At 51.9% G+C, this 17,610-nt stretch carries 10 protein-coding genes; all 10 read right to left on the bottom strand.

Annotated features, from left to right (window positions below):
* Nucleotides 1–93: 93 nt before the first annotated feature.
* On the bottom strand, nt 94–747 hold the full coding sequence (locus SD10_RS04305; protein ID WP_046375837.1) for a bifunctional 4-hydroxy-2-oxoglutarate aldolase/2-dehydro-3-deoxy-phosphogluconate aldolase: 654 nt from the start codon (nt 745–747) through the stop codon (nt 94–96).
* Nucleotides 744–1,748 (bottom strand): 2-dehydro-3-deoxygalactonokinase, encoded by a 1,005-nt coding sequence (locus SD10_RS04310; protein ID WP_046375838.1) that lies wholly within the window; start codon nt 1,746–1,748, stop codon nt 744–746. Before SD10_RS04310 ends, SD10_RS04305 begins: the two co-directional genes overlap by 4 nt.
* Before the next feature lie 22 nt (nt 1,749–1,770).
* On the bottom strand, nt 1,771–3,990 hold the full coding sequence (locus SD10_RS04315; protein ID WP_046375839.1) for an outer membrane protein assembly factor BamB family protein: 2,220 nt from the start codon (nt 3,988–3,990) through the stop codon (nt 1,771–1,773).
* Nucleotides 3,991–4,164: 174 nt separating this feature from the next.
* A complete protein-coding gene (locus tag SD10_RS04320; RefSeq protein WP_052731070.1) occupies nt 4,165–5,139 on the bottom strand; it encodes a hypothetical protein in 975 nt (324 codons plus the stop codon).
* A 66-nt stretch (nt 5,140–5,205) separates the two neighbouring features.
* Nucleotides 5,206–6,678, bottom strand: coding sequence for a RagB/SusD family nutrient uptake outer membrane protein (locus SD10_RS04325; RefSeq protein WP_046375841.1), 1,473 nt, complete (start codon nt 6,676–6,678; stop codon nt 5,206–5,208).
* A gap of 101 nt (nt 6,679–6,779) precedes the next feature.
* Entirely contained in the window at nt 6,780–9,770 is a 2,991-nt protein-coding gene (locus SD10_RS04330; RefSeq protein ID WP_046375842.1) for a SusC/RagA family TonB-linked outer membrane protein, read from the bottom strand.
* Nucleotides 9,771–9,852: 82 nt separating this feature from the next.
* Nucleotides 9,853–11,100, bottom strand: a complete 1,248-nt coding sequence (dgoD, locus tag SD10_RS04335) for a galactonate dehydratase (protein WP_052731071.1) — start codon at nt 11,098–11,100, stop codon at nt 9,853–9,855.
* Nucleotides 11,101–11,281: 181 nt separating this feature from the next.
* Nucleotides 11,282–12,637, bottom strand: coding sequence for an enolase C-terminal domain-like protein (locus tag SD10_RS04340; RefSeq protein WP_046375843.1), 1,356 nt, complete (start codon nt 12,635–12,637; stop codon nt 11,282–11,284).
* Nucleotides 12,638–12,736: 99 nt separating this feature from the next.
* Nucleotides 12,737–14,275 (bottom strand): SusD/RagB family nutrient-binding outer membrane lipoprotein, encoded by a 1,539-nt coding sequence (locus SD10_RS04345; protein ID WP_046375844.1) that lies wholly within the window; start codon nt 14,273–14,275, stop codon nt 12,737–12,739.
* A gap of 91 nt (nt 14,276–14,366) precedes the next feature.
* Complete coding sequence (locus SD10_RS04350; RefSeq protein ID WP_046375845.1) at nt 14,367–17,513, bottom strand: SusC/RagA family TonB-linked outer membrane protein; 3,147 nt, start codon at nt 17,511–17,513, stop codon at nt 14,367–14,369.
* Nucleotides 17,514–17,610: the final 97 nt, after the last annotated feature.

Here is a 17,610-nt window from a genome sequence, read left to right on the forward strand (position 1 = left end):
GTTCGTGCTGTGCGGTCCGTGTTCTCACGGACCACACAGCACGAACCACGGGCACAGTCGGTTTTTGACCAGATAAAGAACCTGGCAAAGCGTCTATTTCTGCTCCATAGCCGCCTGCATAGTTTTAACAAAATCCTGCCAATGCGCTTTCAGCCCGGCCCAGTTTTTTGCCTGGATAAGGGCCTTGTCGAACAGGTGGCTACCGATGCCTAATCCATCGGCCCCGGCCTTAAAATAAGCCGCCATATTGTCGAGGCTGACACCACCCGTTGGCATTAGTTTCAATTGATTCAGGGGCGCTTTTACATCCTTTATGTATTCGGGGCCAAGGGACGTGGCCGGATATACTTTAACCATCGACGCCCCTAATGTCCAGGCTTTATAAATTTCGGACGGGGTAAAGGCACCGGGGAAAATAGGGACTCCGCGCTTCACGCAGGCTTTAATGACTTTTTTGTCGACAACAGGAGTGACAATGAATTGAGCACCAGCGTCCAGCGCCTGATCGAGGTCATCGAGCGTACAAACCGTTCCGGCTCCGATATTCAGGCCTTCGCGGTGGTGGTTTGTCGCGTTCTGGATGATAGACGCGGCCCCCGCCGTGTTCATCGTTATTTCGATGGTTGTCAGGCCCGCTTCCCGGTAAACCGGCAGAATGTGGTCAATAGCGTCCGGGGGCAGTCCCCGGATAATGCCGACTATCGGCGCTTTTGAGAATAATTCCCAGGAGAATGTGTGCTGGCTCATTTAGGCAGGAGTACGTGTTGATTTTGCGCTATTTTTAGTTGTCCGGCCATGGTCGCTTTATCAATCAGATTCGCGGAAATAGTGGTTGTCCGGTCGCTTAATTGAAGTACTTCCATCGCCAGTTTATACAACTCATACAAGTTATTTCCACTGCACAGGATCAGTTGCCATTTCGGTTGCTTGATGAGTGTTTTTAGTTCGTCGCCGATTAGAAGGCCACTTAAATAAAGCGCGTTCTGTTTCTTGCTCAGTTTGTTGAATAGCTGGTTTGTCCGGACCCGAAATAAGGCGTTTAGAATCGACGAGTCGGCGTCATTGATTCCCGACGTAAAGGCGGTCAGGTCACTGTCAGAAAACGTGTGTAAATCAGTGGGTTCTACAGAGTCCTTCAGGATGCTGTGGTAGGCCATCAGGTTGAATAACTCGCCCGTCATAAAGGTGCGAAAGTCGGTAACCTGCTGCTGCTGAATGTAAATGTGCTTTGAATGAGTACCCGGAAATAGCAGGATCGACTCATCGACGCTCATCTGTAGAGTGTCCAGCAAATCCAGCAAGCCAATGAGCTGGGTTTCTTCTCCACGCATAACGTCGTCCTGCGTTCGGACGCCCGAAATCAGGGTAAGGTCGTGCGGAAAGTCAGCCTGTGCCGAAAGCTGTCTGGTACTGGCCAGGCTACCGTCTGTAGGGAAAGGCAGCGTGGCGTAGGGAACCTCCTCCATACCGATGGAGGAGGAAGCCATCCCCGAAATAACGATAGGCGTACCCGTTAGGTCGATGGCTGTTTTGCTGGCTAGCCAATCGACCTGACGCTTCAACTGCTGGCGGAAAAAGTGTTCTCTGGAAACCCCCTGGCTTTCGCCGTTCGCTTTCCAGTCGCTGAAGGTGCTGGCTACGCCTTCCTGTGAAGTGACTTCGCTAATGAGCCGAAGGTCGGTGCTGTCTATGAGCCGTAAGCGAAACGAGGACGTCCCCCAGTCACACCCTAATAGATGATTTTTCATTAATTCTCCTTTTTGGTACGACTTACGGTAAGGCAAAGGCGACATACGATCCGCCGGGTTTCAGGCCATAGCGGGTACCACCAGCGGCAATAGCGATATACTGTTTTCCATCGACCATGTAGGTGATGGGTGTAGCAAAACCACCGGCGGGCAGCTTGTACTCCCACACGACTTTACCCGTTTTTTTGTCAAACGCCCGAAGCGTTTCGTCATACGTGGCTGCAATGAAAATCAAGCCACCTGCTGTCACAATTGGCCCTCCGTGGTTTTCCGTACCGGTTGGGGGAATGCCTTTCTTTGTCAGTTCGGGGTATTCGCCAAGAGGCACTTGCCAGAGGTATTCGCCCGTGTTGAGATTGATGGCGTTCAGCGTGCCCCAGGGTGGTTTAATGGCCGGGTAGTTGTCCTGGTCCCGAAACTGGGTGTTGCCGTTGTTCAGGTAGGGGGGCATGTACGGAAAATCTTCCCCCTCGGTCGTGGGCGTGTTCACCACTGAACTGTGCTGATCGTTGGATGCGACGGCGGGTTTGGTGTCGAGCTTGAACAGGTACCGGATAATGGCCTCCCGGTCGTCGGCGGTAAGGTGTCCGAACGAAGGCATCCGGCCCCGTCCCGTTACCAGAATAGAGGCTACCTGTTCTTTCGTCAGCCGTTTGTCAACGTCAGTCAGGTTAGGGTAGGCCTGAGCGGTCTGGTTACCCGCTCCCGCTTTTTCGCCCGCAGCGTGGCAGACGGCACAGTTGGTATTGAACAGGGTTTGGCCGCGCGTGAGGGCTACGCCACCAGCCTGCGCCCGAACGTCGCGCATTTTGAGCCACCAGAGCATGGTGTTGGCATTCTGGTACAAAATGCCATCAGGGTCGGCGGCATTGCCACCCCACTCGGCCCCGCCACCGAAACCGTATAACAAGGTGCCTTCAAGGTTGGGCGGCATGTATTTACTGCCGTGCCGGCTGTTTTTGTAGCGATCGAGTACATACGCATGGGCTTCGGGCGTCCGGGTCGTGATTTCACTCTCCGTCAACTCCTGCCGGACAAATGGTGCTGGTTTTGTTGGAACGGGCTGGGTAGGCCAGGGCTGTTCGCCGGGTAAGGCGGGCGAAGTAGGTACCCGTACTTCGTTTACCGGAAAAAGGGGTTTGCCAGTATCCCGGTCGAAGACAAATACATAGCCATCTTTGGTGGCCTGCGCCACCGCATCTACCATCTTTCCGTTGTGTTTGACCGTAATCAGATTGGGTGGGCAGGGCAGGTCACGGTCCCACAGGTCGTGGTGCACCGTCTGGAAATGCCAGATTCGTTTGCCGGTTGTTGCATTCAGGGCAATGACGCAATTGGCGAAGAGGTTCTGCCCTGGGCGGGCTCCGCCATAAAAGTCGACGGAGGGCGATCCCGTACCGGCATACACAACGCCCCGCTTTTCATCGACTACCAGGCCGGCCCAGCAATTGGCTCCGCCTAATTTTCTGTACGAATCTTTGGCCCAGGTTTCGTAGCCATACTCACCGGGAAGCGGAATGGTGTGAAATACCCATTCGAGCTTGCCGCTACGCACATTGAACGCCCGCAGATAGCCTGGAGGAGCATCGCCCCCTTCGTTGACGGCCGAACCGGTAATCAGTAAATCTTTGTAAATAACGCCGGGGGTCGTGACCCGGATTGACAGGTTGGCTACCTCATGGCCAAGAGTTTCCCTGTCGCCAAGCCCTTCGTGCAGATCGACCGTTCCATTTTTGCCAAAACTCTCCACCAGCTTTCCCGTTGTGGCATTGACTGCATACAGAAACGAGCCTACTGTATACAGAATCCGTTTATCCTGGCCATCTTCCCAGTACATGACCCCGCGAACCGGATGGAACCGGGGCTTTTTTTCGGGATCGGCGAAGGGGTCAAATTGCCAGTGTTGCTTTCCTGTGGCGGCATCAATGGCAAACAGTTTTAGCCTTGGCGACGTACCATAGAGCACCCCTTTTATAACGATGGGCTGGCACTGGATGTCCATACCCCGCTGACCACTGGCCTTGTTGTCGCCGGTATCATAGCTCCAGGCGAGGGTCAGATTTTTTACCGTCTGGGTGTTGATTTGAGACAAAGGTGAGTAGCGATTTCCGGCAGCATTGCCGCCATAAGTCGGCCAGTCGTTGTTCGGTGGGGACTGTTTTATGGATGGCTTGTCTTCATTCAAGGAGAGGTAACTTCCCAGAATCAATAGGCCGAATAAGGATTTCAGGACAAAATTCATGGACTAGTTAGTCGGTTAAGAGTTCTAGAACAAAGGCGTTATTTAAACGTTTGCAGAAGCGTTTTTTGAGATTCTCTGGCATGTGGGCCGCCCCGCTTCGTCAGAATGACAGAAAATGCCGATTATGGCTCGTTCAGGCAAGTTTAAACGGAGTTCAATAGTACTTGATCCGCATTACTTCGCTTTCTCATAAAATTCATAGGTAATTTTCCAGGTCACTTCCTTGCCGGGAGGGGCCTCCAGCCGAATATAAGGTTCCGGGCAGGAGGTGGTGGCGCAGGCCCAGTAAACCAGCTTTTCCATGGGATGGTCACTGGTAATGTGGACGCCCGCCCCGGTCTTCTGGTTTTCGATACGGATGTCGTAATCGCTGGAAACGGGTTTGAATCCTTGCAAACCCGCACTATAGACCTGTTCTTTTTTTTCTAACTCCCGCGAATAAAATAGCCGGTTGCCCTCCGCCTGAATGGTGGTCCCGAATCCCTTACCCTCCGCTTTTACCTCGAATGGAAACTTAATGTTGACCGTGGGTCCAGTGGGTTGTTTGTCGATGATAAAGAAGTTGTGGTCATACACGCTTGTCTGGATGGGTTTGCTACCCGTGTTTTTGAGGCTATGCTCCAGCACCAGTTCAGGTTTGCCCTTGCTCAGTCGAACGGTTTTGGTGTACCGATACCCATAGCCGGTCGGATCGGTTAGTTCATGCGTAAAATTAATCTGGTCTTTGTGGCGTTTGACGGTCCATTTGCCGTGATCAGCTACCTCGAAATACTTCGCAAAAGAGTAGGCTTTATCGTCTGGCTTGCGGAGCGACCCGACCCCAATCTTCACGAATGTATCACCGGGTTTGGCGTCTGCGTAGCCCAGTGGTGTAAACTCCTCGGCGGGCCCATTGATGGCATCGTGCATCTTGGGGTCGTAGGTGTCAAACCATTGATCAATAAAACTATGTCCTTTGTAGGTAAGATTCCCGAACGCACCCGCCCAGTCGAACCGGGTGCCCTGATAGTACCCCTGCTGCTCATCCGGTAGGTATAGGGTCGTTTCAATAACGCCATTCGACAGTTCGGCCTGCGGCCATTCAGCCAGAGGCATTGTTGCGGCACATAAGCCGAAAATAGCGGTTGTCAGTACTATTGCCTTTTTCAAAATGGTATGTGTTTGTAAAGGCCTATAAGGTTTTTGAAACCTTATAGGCCTACTTTGTTAGATCACCTACAAATTTGGGTTAATTGACGTATCGGTGTACGGCAACGGGAACCAATAATTTGCCTTGGTAATTGGCTTGATTGGTTGCAGATCTTCAGGACTTTTGGCCGCATTGGCAGCTTCTACTTGCTCCAGCCGAATCAGGTCAAACCACCGGGTCCGTTCGCAGGCAAACTCCCAGGCGCGTTCCTGTACCACGGCGTCGGCAAACTGAGCGGCCGTAAGGCCATCACCCGGTGCAAGTGCCTTGGTTCCCGCCGGCAAACCCCGCAGCCGAACCGCATTTAATGCATCATAGGCTGCCTGATCCGGTCCACCCGTACCGCGTGCTTTGGCCTCTGCATAGATGGTCAGTACGTGTGGGTAGCGCATCATGACAGATGGCAGCGAAATGCTGGACGTAACGACATTACCTTTGATGTACCATTTCTTGTAGTACGGATGTTTCGTCAGGCTTTGCTCCCAGGGAATGGTGGTAGCACCCAAGCCAAACTGCGTCCGGAAGGTAGCATCTTTACGGGGACCAGCGGGGAAGTTCTTAAAGAAATTGAGTTCGGCAAACATATCGTCCCAGCCCCCCTCTTCACCCGGCATGGTTGTGTTGCCATACGTAGCGTTGGCCGTACCGCTGCCTCCCGTAAATCCACTGATCTGAAATACCGATTCCGGAATAATTGCCACGGCCGGATCGTTGTCGAAAACGGCGGCAAACGTTGGCATCAACGCAAAACCATACGCAGCGCGGTTGTCAATCACTTCCTTGGCTTTGGCCGCAGCCAGATCGTATTTGTCGGTTTGCTTCAATGGCCAGCCCGCCATGGTCAGGTACACATCGGCCAGGAACGCTTTGGCCGCCCCCGCATTGGGCCGACCCGGATCGCGCCGGGTGTTGGGTAACAGGGTCTCCGCTTTCTTCAGATCCTCGACGATCAATGCATAGACCTCCGCTGGTGTCGATTTTTTGATGGTGAGTAGACTGGCCGAGTATTCACCCGCCAGAACCAGTGGGATATTGCCGTAAAAACGGGTTAACCAGTAGTAGGAAAAGCCACGAATGAAATAAGCCTCGCCCGCAATAATGTCGATCGTTGCCTTGGTACCGGCCGTTTTCGTGTAATTGTTGATCACGTTGTTGGCGCCCTGAATGGCTTTGTAGCAACCCGTGTAGACAGCTCCTGAGCGCTGGTTTGTGGTCGATACGTTAAACTGGTCGAACTCGCGCCAGTCGGCTTTGTTACTGGCTGGGTGCGTCGTCACATCGTCGCTACCAATGGTTGCCGCATTGGCCGATGGGTGAAGGAATCCATAGGTCCACTGATTGCCCAGGCCCCGATAGGCTCCGGTCAGGGCCGACTCCAGACCGTCCTGAGTCGAGAGAACATTTCCGCCGTATAACAGCCCGGTCGTATCTTCTTCAAGGTAACCTTTGCAGCCTGCGGTGAGCAGGGCCGCCAAGCCAAGTATGACTAATTTTTTCATGATTTGTTAAATAGGTTTACGGCTTACGGTTTATGGTTCACGGTTGGGCGGGCATGTTTGTGCGTCAGCCACCGGAAACTAAAAACGGAAAACCAGTTTTCTTAAAAGCCCAGGTTTATACCGAGCGTATATTGTTTGGCATTTGGATAGGAACCGTAGTCAATACCGATGGCGGTATCGGTGTTCGAACCGACGCGGGCGGACTCTGGATCCGGGCCCTTGTATTTTGTGATCGTCAGCAGATTCGTTGCGCTGGCAAATACCCGGATATTCGCCTTGTTATGAATGAATCCAGTGGGTACGTTGTAGGAAAGGCTTACGTTTTTCAAACGAACGAAGCTGCCATTTTCCAGGAACCGGCTCGACTGGGTGAACGGCTGATATGTTTTCGTAAACGCCGGAACGTCCGATGTTTCATTACCGGGCCGGTAGTAATCCCGAATCTCCGACAGAATGAATTGCCGCGCATCGCCCGAGCCTGACAGGGCTGCTGCCCGAGTATAGTTGAGCTTATCGACACCAAATACACCGTTGAAGAATACATTCAGGGTCAGTCCTTTATACGTAAATGTGTTGTTCCAGCCACCCGTTGCTTTCGGAAATGCCCGGCCTATAATCTGAAAGTCATCCGTTGTGATCGAATTGTCGCCGTTGAGATCCTGATAATGTGGATCGCCTGGTACACGACCCTGCTTGGCTGCTGCATCGGCTTCGTTTGGTTTCCAGGTTCCCAAATACTTCAGGCCCCAATACGAACCCAGTGGCTCGCCTGGTATCAGCATAAATTCATTCGTGGTCGACATGCCACCCCCAACGCCCGTACCCTGTCCCAGCCGGGGCAGCCCACCCAGACTGAGTACTTTGTTCTGTAAAGTAGACAGGTTCAGATTCGTCTCCCAGCGGAAACTTCCCGCTACCAAAGGTGTACCGCCGATTGAAAACTCAAAGCCTTTGTTCTCAACCTCACCCACATTTCGGGCCTGGGTACCACCACCGGCATAGCTCGGAATGGCTACGTTCAGGAGAAGGTCGGTCGTGTTCTTCTTAAAATAATCAGCTTCAATATGCAGCCGTCCGTTCAGAAATTCCATTTCAAGGCCTACGTCCACCTGCTTGGTTGTTTCCCACTTGAGGTCTGGATTGCCGGGGTTGCCCAAAATAACCCCCGAGGTGGCAGCCGTGTTGTTGAACGCGACCTGGGCTGAGCTATAGGACGATATCGTCGAGTAAGGACCAAGGGCCTGGCTGCCGGTCATCCCCCAGCTTCCCCGCAGTTTGAGGTTGCTGAATACGTTGAGTTTCTTGATAAACTCTTCCTCCGATAAACGCCACCCAAGCGCTACGGATGGGAAAACACTATACTGGTTGCCCGCTGCAAACTTGGATGATCCATCCCGACGGACGGCCGCTGATACCAGATATTTGTCTTTGTATCCATAGTTGATACGTCCCAGCAACGACAGCAGGGTCCATTTCTGATAACTCGACGCTACGGTAGCGGCTGTATTCCCGCCGATGTTGTCATAGCCCAATTGCGGAAACCGTAGTCCTGATGCACTGGCGGTAAAGTCTCTACTAGTGAATTGCTGTGTTTCCAGAACGGCAACGGCGTTAATGGAGTGATTGCCTATTTTGACGTCGTAATTCAGATTATTCGTGTTTTGAAGGGTCACCTGCTCGGCCGAATACCGGCTTGCGGTCGGTACGTTGTTCGAGAGTCGCTTGCCGTTTAAGTTCAGGTTTTGCAAATTCAGGTAATTGACGGCGTACTGTAAATCGAGCGAAAGCCCTTTGATGGGGAGCTTATAGTTCACCCCACCATTGATGTTGATACCGCTCTTGTTGGCATCGACTGACTGATCGTACAGATAATCCAGCGGATTGCGGTAAACGGAACCAATCGGGTCCGTAAACGTCGGCTGGCCATCGGCACCATAAGCAGGCGTGGTGGGTGCCCAGGCCAGTGCCTGAACGATGGCGCCACCGTCGAGCGTGTTGTGATTTTGTGACCGTGTAGCCCACAGATTCAGCCGAAACGAAAGTTTGTCATTGATCTGCGTATTTATGTTGGTCCGCAGGTTATACCGCTTAAACCCGCTGTTGTTGACGATACCATTTTGATTTAAATAGTTTCCCGACACCAGAAAGGTCGTTTTGTCGCTACCACCCGACAGCGTAATTTGGTGTTGTTGACCAGATCCATTACGGAATACCAGGCTCTGCCAGTCGGTGCCGCCATTTTGTTTGAACTGCGCGATCTGATCGGCCGTAAAGGGCAGATTGGAGCCCGTAGCGGTGGCGCGGGCATTGACGATTTCGGCAAATTCTCCGGCCGGTAATACGTCGTATTTTTTGATGACTTCCGACGTACTGAACTGACCTTCGTAGTTGACTTTAAGGCCTTTAGAACCTTTTTTGGTCGTAATGATCACCACGCCATTGGCACCGCGACTACCATAAATGGAGGTCGATGCGGCATCTTTCAGGATCTGAATGGTCTCAATATCGCTTGGGTTAACAAAGTTAAAATCAGCGCCAACGAACCCATCGACCACGTACAGCGGGTTGTTATTGCCCAAAACGGAGTTCGCTCCTCTGATCCGAATCCTGGCATCGCCACCAGGAGCTCCATTCGTCTGGCTTACCTGCACACCTGCAGCGCGTCCCTGCAGCACCTGATCCAGTCGGGTAACCGGCTGCTGGGCAAATTCCTTGGTGGAAATGGCCGTCAGCGCACCCGTTACGTCGGTTTTGCGTTGGGTACCGTACCCAACGACAACTACCTCGTTCAATGTTTTCTGGTCCTCCGCTAACTGAATCGTAACAACGGAGCGACCATTAATAGGCACTGTCTGGCTTATATAGCCGATATTCGAAAAGACCAGCGAGCCATTACCCGGCGCATTCAGCGTGAAATTGCCAGATGCATCGGTAGCGGTACCCACCGTTGTACCGCTAACCTGAACATTGACGCCCGGCAACCCCTGATTGTCGGGGCCGGTCACCGTACCCGTCACTCTGGCATTCTGAGCGAAGGCGTAGCCTTGGCACAGCAGCAGCAGCAGGAAGAGATAGTTTACATGTTTTTTCATGATTAAAAATTAATTGGGTAAAAGGAATACTGATTTTTAGTGTACTAGGGGATTGTTTAATTGTCTTTCCGTAGCTCGCTGATTACCAGTCGACTACGGAACCGTCGAGGGCGTTATATGACTCGGGGTTTTTCCAATCGTGGCCGATCTTGTCTTTCATCTTGTCTTCATCCAGTTCGACACCCAAGCCTGGCCCTTGCGGAATCATCACGGTGCCGTCTTTTTGCAGTTTGAAGGGGTTCTTTAAATACCCTTCGCCTAGGGAGACCTGCTCCTGTACCAGAAAATTGGGTATACTGGCTGCCAGATTAAGGCCAACGGCGAGGGAGATTGGCCCCATTGGATTATGCGGGGCAACGGGCACGTAGTACGCTTCGGCCATGCCCGCAATCAGGCGGCCTTCGGTGATACCACCCGCATGGCACAGGTCTGGTTGAACAATGCTGACGGCTTTCTTCTCCAGTAGTTCACGAAAGCCCCATTTGGTGAAAATGCGCTCTCCGGCCGCTATGGGTAGGTGGGTACCCCGAGCAATGTCAACCATCGTATCAACGTTCTGCGCCTGACACGGCTCCTCAACGAACATCGGTTGAAACGGCTCTAACTGCTTGATGAGTACTTTGGCCGTTTGGGGTGAAATATTTCCATGAAAGTCGATGGCAATGTCCATCTCAGGGCCACCAGCTTCCCTCAGGGAAGCGAAATTATCGACGGCATATTTGATGAATTGGGGGTTTTCGACAATGTTGGCCGGGTTCTTATGGGCAACGCCTGTTTTGATAACCGTATATCCTTCGGCCTTCCGTTTCTTGATGTCTTCCGCATTGCTGGCCCGACCGTAAATCCGGACCCGGTCGCGGGTAGGACCACCCAGCAGCTCATAAACCGGCACATTCAGAAGCTTCCCTTTAATATCCCACAAAGCATGGTCGATGCCACTCAATGCACTCGTTAAAATGGGACCGCCCCGATAAAAGGCGTGTCGATAAATCGCCTGCCAGTGGTGCACAACATGCCGGGGGTCTTTACCGATCAGATACGGTTCTACTTCTTTAATCGCCGTCTGGATTGTTAGCGCCCGACCCTCGAGCAAGGGTTCGCCTAAACCGACGACGCCCACATCGGTATGGATTTTAAGGAAAATCCAACGGGGCTTGACCAGGAAGGTTTCCAGTTTTGTAATCTTTACCTTACTATAATCGGCAAAGTGGCCTGGGCTAACTGCATACGACGATTTCGGTAACGCCATTACGCCCATACCCGTAACACCTAAAACGGACTGTATAGCCGCCCGCCGGGATATGCCGGTTTTTCTGTTCGATGATTTCATTCTGTTCTGAGTTAAGGAATTCAGTCAGTTTAATCGTTTAAGCAATTGTCGAAAAAAAATAGTTGTGGAACTCTTCTATGGCCTGTGTCCTCACAGGCCAGTTATGCGTCAGCTACTGTGAGCCATTTGGTAGAGTGGCCTTTGTCCTCGCAGGCCATGGAAGAGCTCCACAACTAGTGCTCTACGGCCTGATGATTGTTCCATCCATTCGGCGCACCTGCCAGTTGGACTTGGTGGTGATGGGATACTTGGCCGCTTCCTTCTCGTTGATGTCTACCCCTAAACCCGGTACTTCGTTGACCGACATGTAGCCCTTGTCCATCGTCGGACAACCGCTGAAAACAGCTTGCGTCTTCTCCGAAAAAGCCACCGCTTCCTGAATCCCAAAGTTCCACACCGCCAGATCGATGTGCGCGTGGGCCGCGTGGCCCACCGGCGACACATCCCCCGGTCCGTGCCAGGCCGTCCGTACGTTGAACCACTCGCCCAACCGGGCCACCTTCATGGCCGGGGTGATGCCCCCAATCTGAGAAACGTGAATCCGGATGTAGTCAAACCACTGGTTGACCATGGGCTCCTTGAACTCATTGATGTTGTTGAACAATTCGCCCATTGCGATGGGCACCGTGGTGGTCTGCCGCAGTTGGGCAAACCACTTCATGTTCTCGGGCGAGAAAGGGTCCTCGATGAAGAACGGCCGGTAGTCTTCCACCTGCTTGATCATGTTGATGGCCTCGATGGGTTGCACCCGCTCATGGACATCATGAAGCAGCTCGATCTCTTCTCCGCACTGTTTGCGGACTGTCTCGAACATCTTGGGCACTGACTTGAGGTAGCCCATTACATTCATGTAGGCATCGCCTTCATAGCCGAAACCGGCCGTCTTGAAGTCAGGTTTGTCGACGTTGCTGCCCACCCCACCGTACCCGCCCTGCTGGATGCGGATGTACTTGAAGCCCTGCTCCATGAACTTCTTGACGCTGTCGGCGGTGGCTTCGGGGGTGTTACCACCGGCGTGGGTGTAGCAGGGAATGGCGAAGCGGACTTTGCCCCCCAGCAGTTGGTAAACCGGCATCTTGGCTCGTTTGCCTTTGATGTCCCACAGGGCCTGATCCAGCCCCGAGAGGGCGTTGTTGAGCACCGGCCCATTGCGCCAGTAGGAGCTCACGTAAGCCGACTGCCACATATCTTCGATGTTATCGACATCTTTGCCCACACAAAACTCATTGAGGTAGGTGTTGATGGCGACCACGACGGCAGCTGCCCGTTGGGTGAAGGTGGCGCAACCCAGGCCGTAGAGTCCGGGTTCGGTGGTTTCGACTTTGACCACGATGAGGTTAGATCCCTGGGGGGCGGTGGCGATGGCTTTGACCGATTTGATTTTGACCGCGGGCGTGCCGATACCGTACTGAGGTTTGATCTGTTGTTCGCGAGCCTCGGCGGTAGACATACCACCAAACAGGCCAAGCAAGCCAGCTGAAGAGCCGAAGCCTAACATTTTTAACGTGTCACGGCGACTTTGATCAGGGTTAATCATAAGGCAAAATGTGAGAGTTTAGCAAATTATAGTTGAGGTAGTTCATCGACGTCGTGCCCAGAAAACGAAAGTAAGTCTGCCACATGGTCGGGCGTTAAATTATAGTTTTTTGTCCCACCAGACCCGTGTATCCAGCGTATTAGGTCCCTGCCGTGTAATTGCTTCGTTCAGTTTTCCTGAGTTGACAACAATCTCACTATCAGGATAAGGCATACGTCGGATGAAGTCGCCTTTTACTTCGGAGCCGGGATAAGGGTTTTTCTTCAGCGCAGGGAAACCACTACGTCGAAAATTGGCGAATGCCTCGGTACCGTCCAGGAAAGAAGCGACCCAGTATTGGGTGTTGATCTGATCCAGCGCCTTGGTGGCGTCCAGCGGGTGAGCGTCCAGATAGGCCTTAATACTCGCTTCTGGAATGGTTGAGCCGTACGACGCCATTTGCTCCAGATTGGCCCGGATGCCTTTCGCATAATAGTCAGCAGGAGCGCCCGTCACCCAACCCCGAACGGCAGCTTCGGCGAGTAGGAACTGGGTTTGAGCATAGGTGAGATGGTACTCAGGCGCGTCCAGTTTCAGCACCGTGGTCAGATTTACCTGGGTGAAATCCCATAGGCTGACTACCTTGTTTTGCGCCAGAACCGTGTTGATCGATACATCGTTGTAGCCCATCGGCATACCAATTTGCACCGCTGGATCCGATGAGGCCCGCGGGGCTACCTGTTCCTGACCACCTTTGGCCCCTACGTAGCGTACGGCAAAAATGGGCAGGCGGGGGTCATTATTTGCTTTCAAATAATCGACAAAAGGGGCCGCCAGGTAGAAATTGGTTTTTTCGCGAGCCTGCAAGTGATTGGCTATGTAATTGTTATAAATAGCTGTATGCCGCAGGGTTGAGTTGTCGGCATTGGATTGCAACACACCACCAGCCACGGCTTTTTTTACGTATGTTTCAGCCATCGCCGGATCAACCTTGGTTAGCCGCATGGCTGCCCGAAGCATAAAGGAGTACCCTAACTTTTTCCACTTCGCTACGTCGCCACCATATAAGATATCCGTAACAATTGGCGTTTGCGCGGTAGTTAGACCCGCTGAAGCTTCATCGAGTTCTTTTAACAGATCTTTGTAAATATCCTGTTGTGCGTCGTATTTAGGGGTAATAATCTCCGTGGTATACCCCTGTCCTGCTTCAAAATAGGGAATATCTCCATACGTGTCGGTCAGAATCATAAATACGTAGGCTTTCCAGATACGGGCTGCCTGGTAGGTGTTTACCTGCAACGGATCGCTCTTAGTTTGATCCAGTACCGCCACCAGTTGTTTGAGCACATTGCGGTAAAAATTCTGCCATACCAAGGGCGTATTGCTACTATTGACCTGGTCATAATTGGCACCGGATAATGAGCTGCCATAGGGCGTAATGATCTGTTGCACAATGCCAAAGTTGTAGGTCAGCATACCCAGCGTGCCAAACCCATCGAGGTAGTTGGTGTTAATAATGGCCTTGTTAAGTACCATTGGAGCGGCCAGAGACGTTGGGTCTACCTTGTTTGTGTTTACCGTATCAAAGCCCTGATCACAGCCCATCAGCAGACTCAATGAGAGGACCAGCGTAAGTGTATAGTTTATATTTGGTTTCATGTTTTTTTGGGTTTATGGTATTCGGTTTACGGTTTTCTGTTACGCATAGCGGTCTTGCGTCAGCTACCGAAAGCCTCAAACCGAATACTGATCAAAATCGAACATTCAGGTTAAAGCCGATACTGCGGGTTGGGGGAAGCCCTGGCCAGAAGTCTAGCCCCACGCTGTTATCCGAGGAAACCAGCGCTTCTTCGGGATCCATGTTTTCGGTCCATTTCTTGATGATCAGAACGTTGTTGGCGACAGCATTCAGCCTTAATCCTTTAATGAACAGGTTCTGAGGAAGTAACTTGGTGAAGTCGTAGCCTAACGTAATCTGCCGCAGTTTCCAGAAGCCGGCGTTGTTTACGAAATCTTCGTTGATACCCAGTGGATTAATGGATTCGTAGAAGGGCTGCACAGCCGCTTTAGTCGTGTTGATCTCTCCATTTGGATTCACTCCGTTGCCGATCACGTACCCTACATCCCGACCCGGTAACGTCCGTTTCGACAACCCGTGCCGCATGTAGTTGATGTTACGACCCGAAATCATTTTATGACCCAGTTTGAAGTCGATCAGAACCGAGAGGGATAAGCCCTTGTAGTTGAACGTGTTGGTAATACCGCCGAAGTAGGAGGGGAGGGCGTTCCCCACATCCACCAGCGTGTTGTTACGTAGCGGCATCCCACTATTTTGATCGAATACCTGCCGACCCTGCGCATCCCGCAAATACTTGAAGGTGTACAACTGGCCGATGGGTTTGCCCACCACCTGATTCAGTACACGACCGCTGCCACCACTTACCGTAATGACGGTATCATTGGGCGATAACCCCAGTTGTAGGACTTTGGACGTATTGTAAGAGGCATTGGCACTCACATCCCAGCGAAATGAAGGGGTAACCACGGGTGAAAACGTCAGCAACATCTCCAGCCCCTGATTCATACTCCGTCCAACGTTGATCAGCTTGCTGGTATACGACGAGGCATCGGAAATCTGAGCAGCCAGAATCTGGTCTTCAGTTGTTTTGTGGTAATAGGTAAAATCAAAGCCTACTTTGTTATTAAACAGCTTCAGTTCCAGACCAACTTCGGCTTCCTGGATACGTAGCGGACGCAGGTTTTTGTTCGGAACTTGCGAGGCATTTATGCCGCCCACCGGCACCAGTTGTCCCGACGGATTCGGGAACGAGTTGTTATCGACCTGATAATAGAGCGCGTTCGAATACGGATCTACGTTGTCTGACCCGACCTGCGCGTAAGCCGCCCGTAACTTCCCGAATGACAGCCAGGCGGGTAGCCCTTCAAACGCCTGCGAGAACACGAAGCTACTGGTAACGGAGGGGTACAAAATACTGCGGTTAGACGGAGCCAGCGTCGAGAACCAGTCGTTTCGAGCCGTTGCGGTCAGGAACAGGAAATCCCGATAGGAGATGGTTGCCGCCCCAAACAAGGAGTTGATATTCTTCTCCGACAGCGCGTAGATGGGGTTTTTAATCCGGCCGTTGGCTACGGTGTACAGGCCTGGCTGTATAAAATCCTGTACCGTTACACTATTGTAGTCAATACGGGCGTACCGTGCGTTGCCACCCAGCGTTATATCCACACCGATTTTCCCAAATGTTTTGTTCGCTCCTAAAATGAAGTCAATGTTTCGTTCGGTGTTCTGGCGTACGTCCTGTGTATATGAACCGTTCACGTAGCCAACAGGAGCTTTGGCAATCGGCGCATACCCATTCGGAATATTGTAATCCTGGTTTCTGATATAAAAGTCCTGAGCAATCCGTCCTTGCAGATATAGCCAGTCGGTAAACTGGTATTTGAGGGCAACGTTGCCAAAAAGCCGGTCACGTTTGATATTCTCGAAGTGATGGCTCATGGAATAATACGGGTTGTTACGTACCAGAAAGCGCGCGATCGAAAGTTCATCCCCATTAGCGTACGTCTGATTGTCGCGCAGGGCCTGAAAAGGCATCGAATTGGCCAGTGTAAACACGACCGTCGATACCGAAAAATCCTGCGCGTTTACCTGTGGAGGATTGACGTTATTCTCCTTCGAGTAATTTATATTTCCCGATGCGGTTAGTTTGCTGTTAATGTTCTGGGTAAATCCCAGGTTAATCACTTTGCGGTTGAAGGTATTATTCTCCATAATCCCCCGGTTGTCGGTATTGCCAAACGACAGGCTGAAACCACCGTTGGTGCCGTTATTGGCTACGGTTACGGTATTGGTAAAGTTGGTGCCCACGCGGTAAAACTGCTTCACCCGATTGTAAACCGGTTCGTAAGGATAGGTTTTGTTGTCGAACAGGGTCTGCGTCATGCCCGGCTGAAACTTTTCGCCAAAACTCCACACGCCCGACGATGGGAAAGCTGTCGTTGGTCGTACACCGCCTTCGCCTTGTCCATATTCGTACTGAAAATCCGTGAAGTCCAGCGGTGTATCGGTTGTAAAATTGGCGTTATACGTCACGCCGAATCCTTTACCTGCCCCTCGGTTTTTGGTGGTAATCATCACCACGCCATCTTTGGCGCGCGAGCCGTACAGGGCCGCTGCGGTGCCTCCTTTCAGAACGGTCATCGTTTCAATATCATCGGGGTTGATGCTGCTTAACCCATCGCCCCCATCCGAACTGTTGACAGGAAGGCCTGTCGTGCTACGGGCGCTATAATCGCCACCGAGGGAGCTGTTCGTATTGTCGATCGGTACGCCATTCACAACGATGAGTGGGTTGTTCTGACCACTAAACGACGACTGCCCACGAATCCGAATCTTGGCTGTTCCAGCGGGCCCTGTTCCCATGGTGGTAATATTGACACCCGCCATTTTGCCCTGTAGACCACTCACAAAGTTGGGGGTGCGGTTGGTCGAGATCTGGTCCGCATTGACCGTCGCCGTAGCATAACCCAGTGTTTTAGCCTCTTTCTTGATCCCAAGCGCCGTAACGACTACTTCGTTGATAGATTTAGCATCTTCGGCCAGCTGCACATTGATGATCGAGCGGTTATTGACTGGAACGGTCTGGCTCACGTAACTGATGTAGGAGAAAATCAGCGAAGCGTTGGCAGGTGCATTGATGGTATAGTTTCCTGAGGCATCGGTCGCCGTTCCTACCGACGTACCACCCACGACCACGTTGACACCGGGTAGGCCCTGGTTATCTGCGCCGGTTACTTTGCCGGTCACGCTGTTCGTTTGTGCGACTGTTAGGCCGCTACTTATCAGCAAATAGAAGAGAAAGACTAGAGATTTTTTCATGTGGTTCAAAAGATTAAGGAAAGACAATTAGGTAATGTGGTCTGGTTATATCAACTTTAAAAGTTGATATAATTATATTTTTTATGACTTTTGGATA

This window comes from Spirosoma radiotolerans, assembly GCF_000974425.1.
GTDB lineage: Bacteria > Bacteroidota > Bacteroidia > Cytophagales > Spirosomataceae > Spirosoma > Spirosoma radiotolerans.

Bases quoted from the DNA above. Each gene is read 5' to 3' on its own strand.
- SD10_RS04305 (WP_046375837.1), bottom strand. From the start codon at position 747: ATGAGCCAGCACACATTCTCCTGGGAATTATTCTCAAAAGCGCCGATA.
- SD10_RS04310 (WP_046375838.1), bottom strand. From the start codon at position 1,748: ATGAAAAATCATCTATTAGGGTGTGACTGGGGGACGTCCTCGTTTCGC.
- SD10_RS04315 (WP_046375839.1), bottom strand. From the start codon at position 3,990: ATGAATTTTGTCCTGAAATCCTTATTCGGCCTATTGATTCTGGGAAGT.
- SD10_RS04325 (WP_046375841.1), bottom strand. From the start codon at position 6,678: ATGAAAAAATTAGTCATACTTGGCTTGGCGGCCCTGCTCACCGCAGGC.
- SD10_RS04330 (WP_046375842.1), bottom strand. From the start codon at position 9,770: ATGAAAAAACATGTAAACTATCTCTTCCTGCTGCTGCTGCTGTGCCAA.
- dgoD (WP_052731071.1), bottom strand. From the start codon at position 11,100: ATGAAATCATCGAACAGAAAAACCGGCATATCCCGGCGGGCGGCTATA.
- SD10_RS04340 (WP_046375843.1), bottom strand. From the start codon at position 12,637: ATGATTAACCCTGATCAAAGTCGCCGTGACACGTTAAAAATGTTAGGC.
- SD10_RS04345 (WP_046375844.1), bottom strand. From the start codon at position 14,275: ATGAAACCAAATATAAACTATACACTTACGCTGGTCCTCTCATTGAGT.
- SD10_RS04350 (WP_046375845.1), bottom strand. From the start codon at position 17,513: ATGAAAAAATCTCTAGTCTTTCTCTTCTATTTGCTGATAAGTAGCGGC.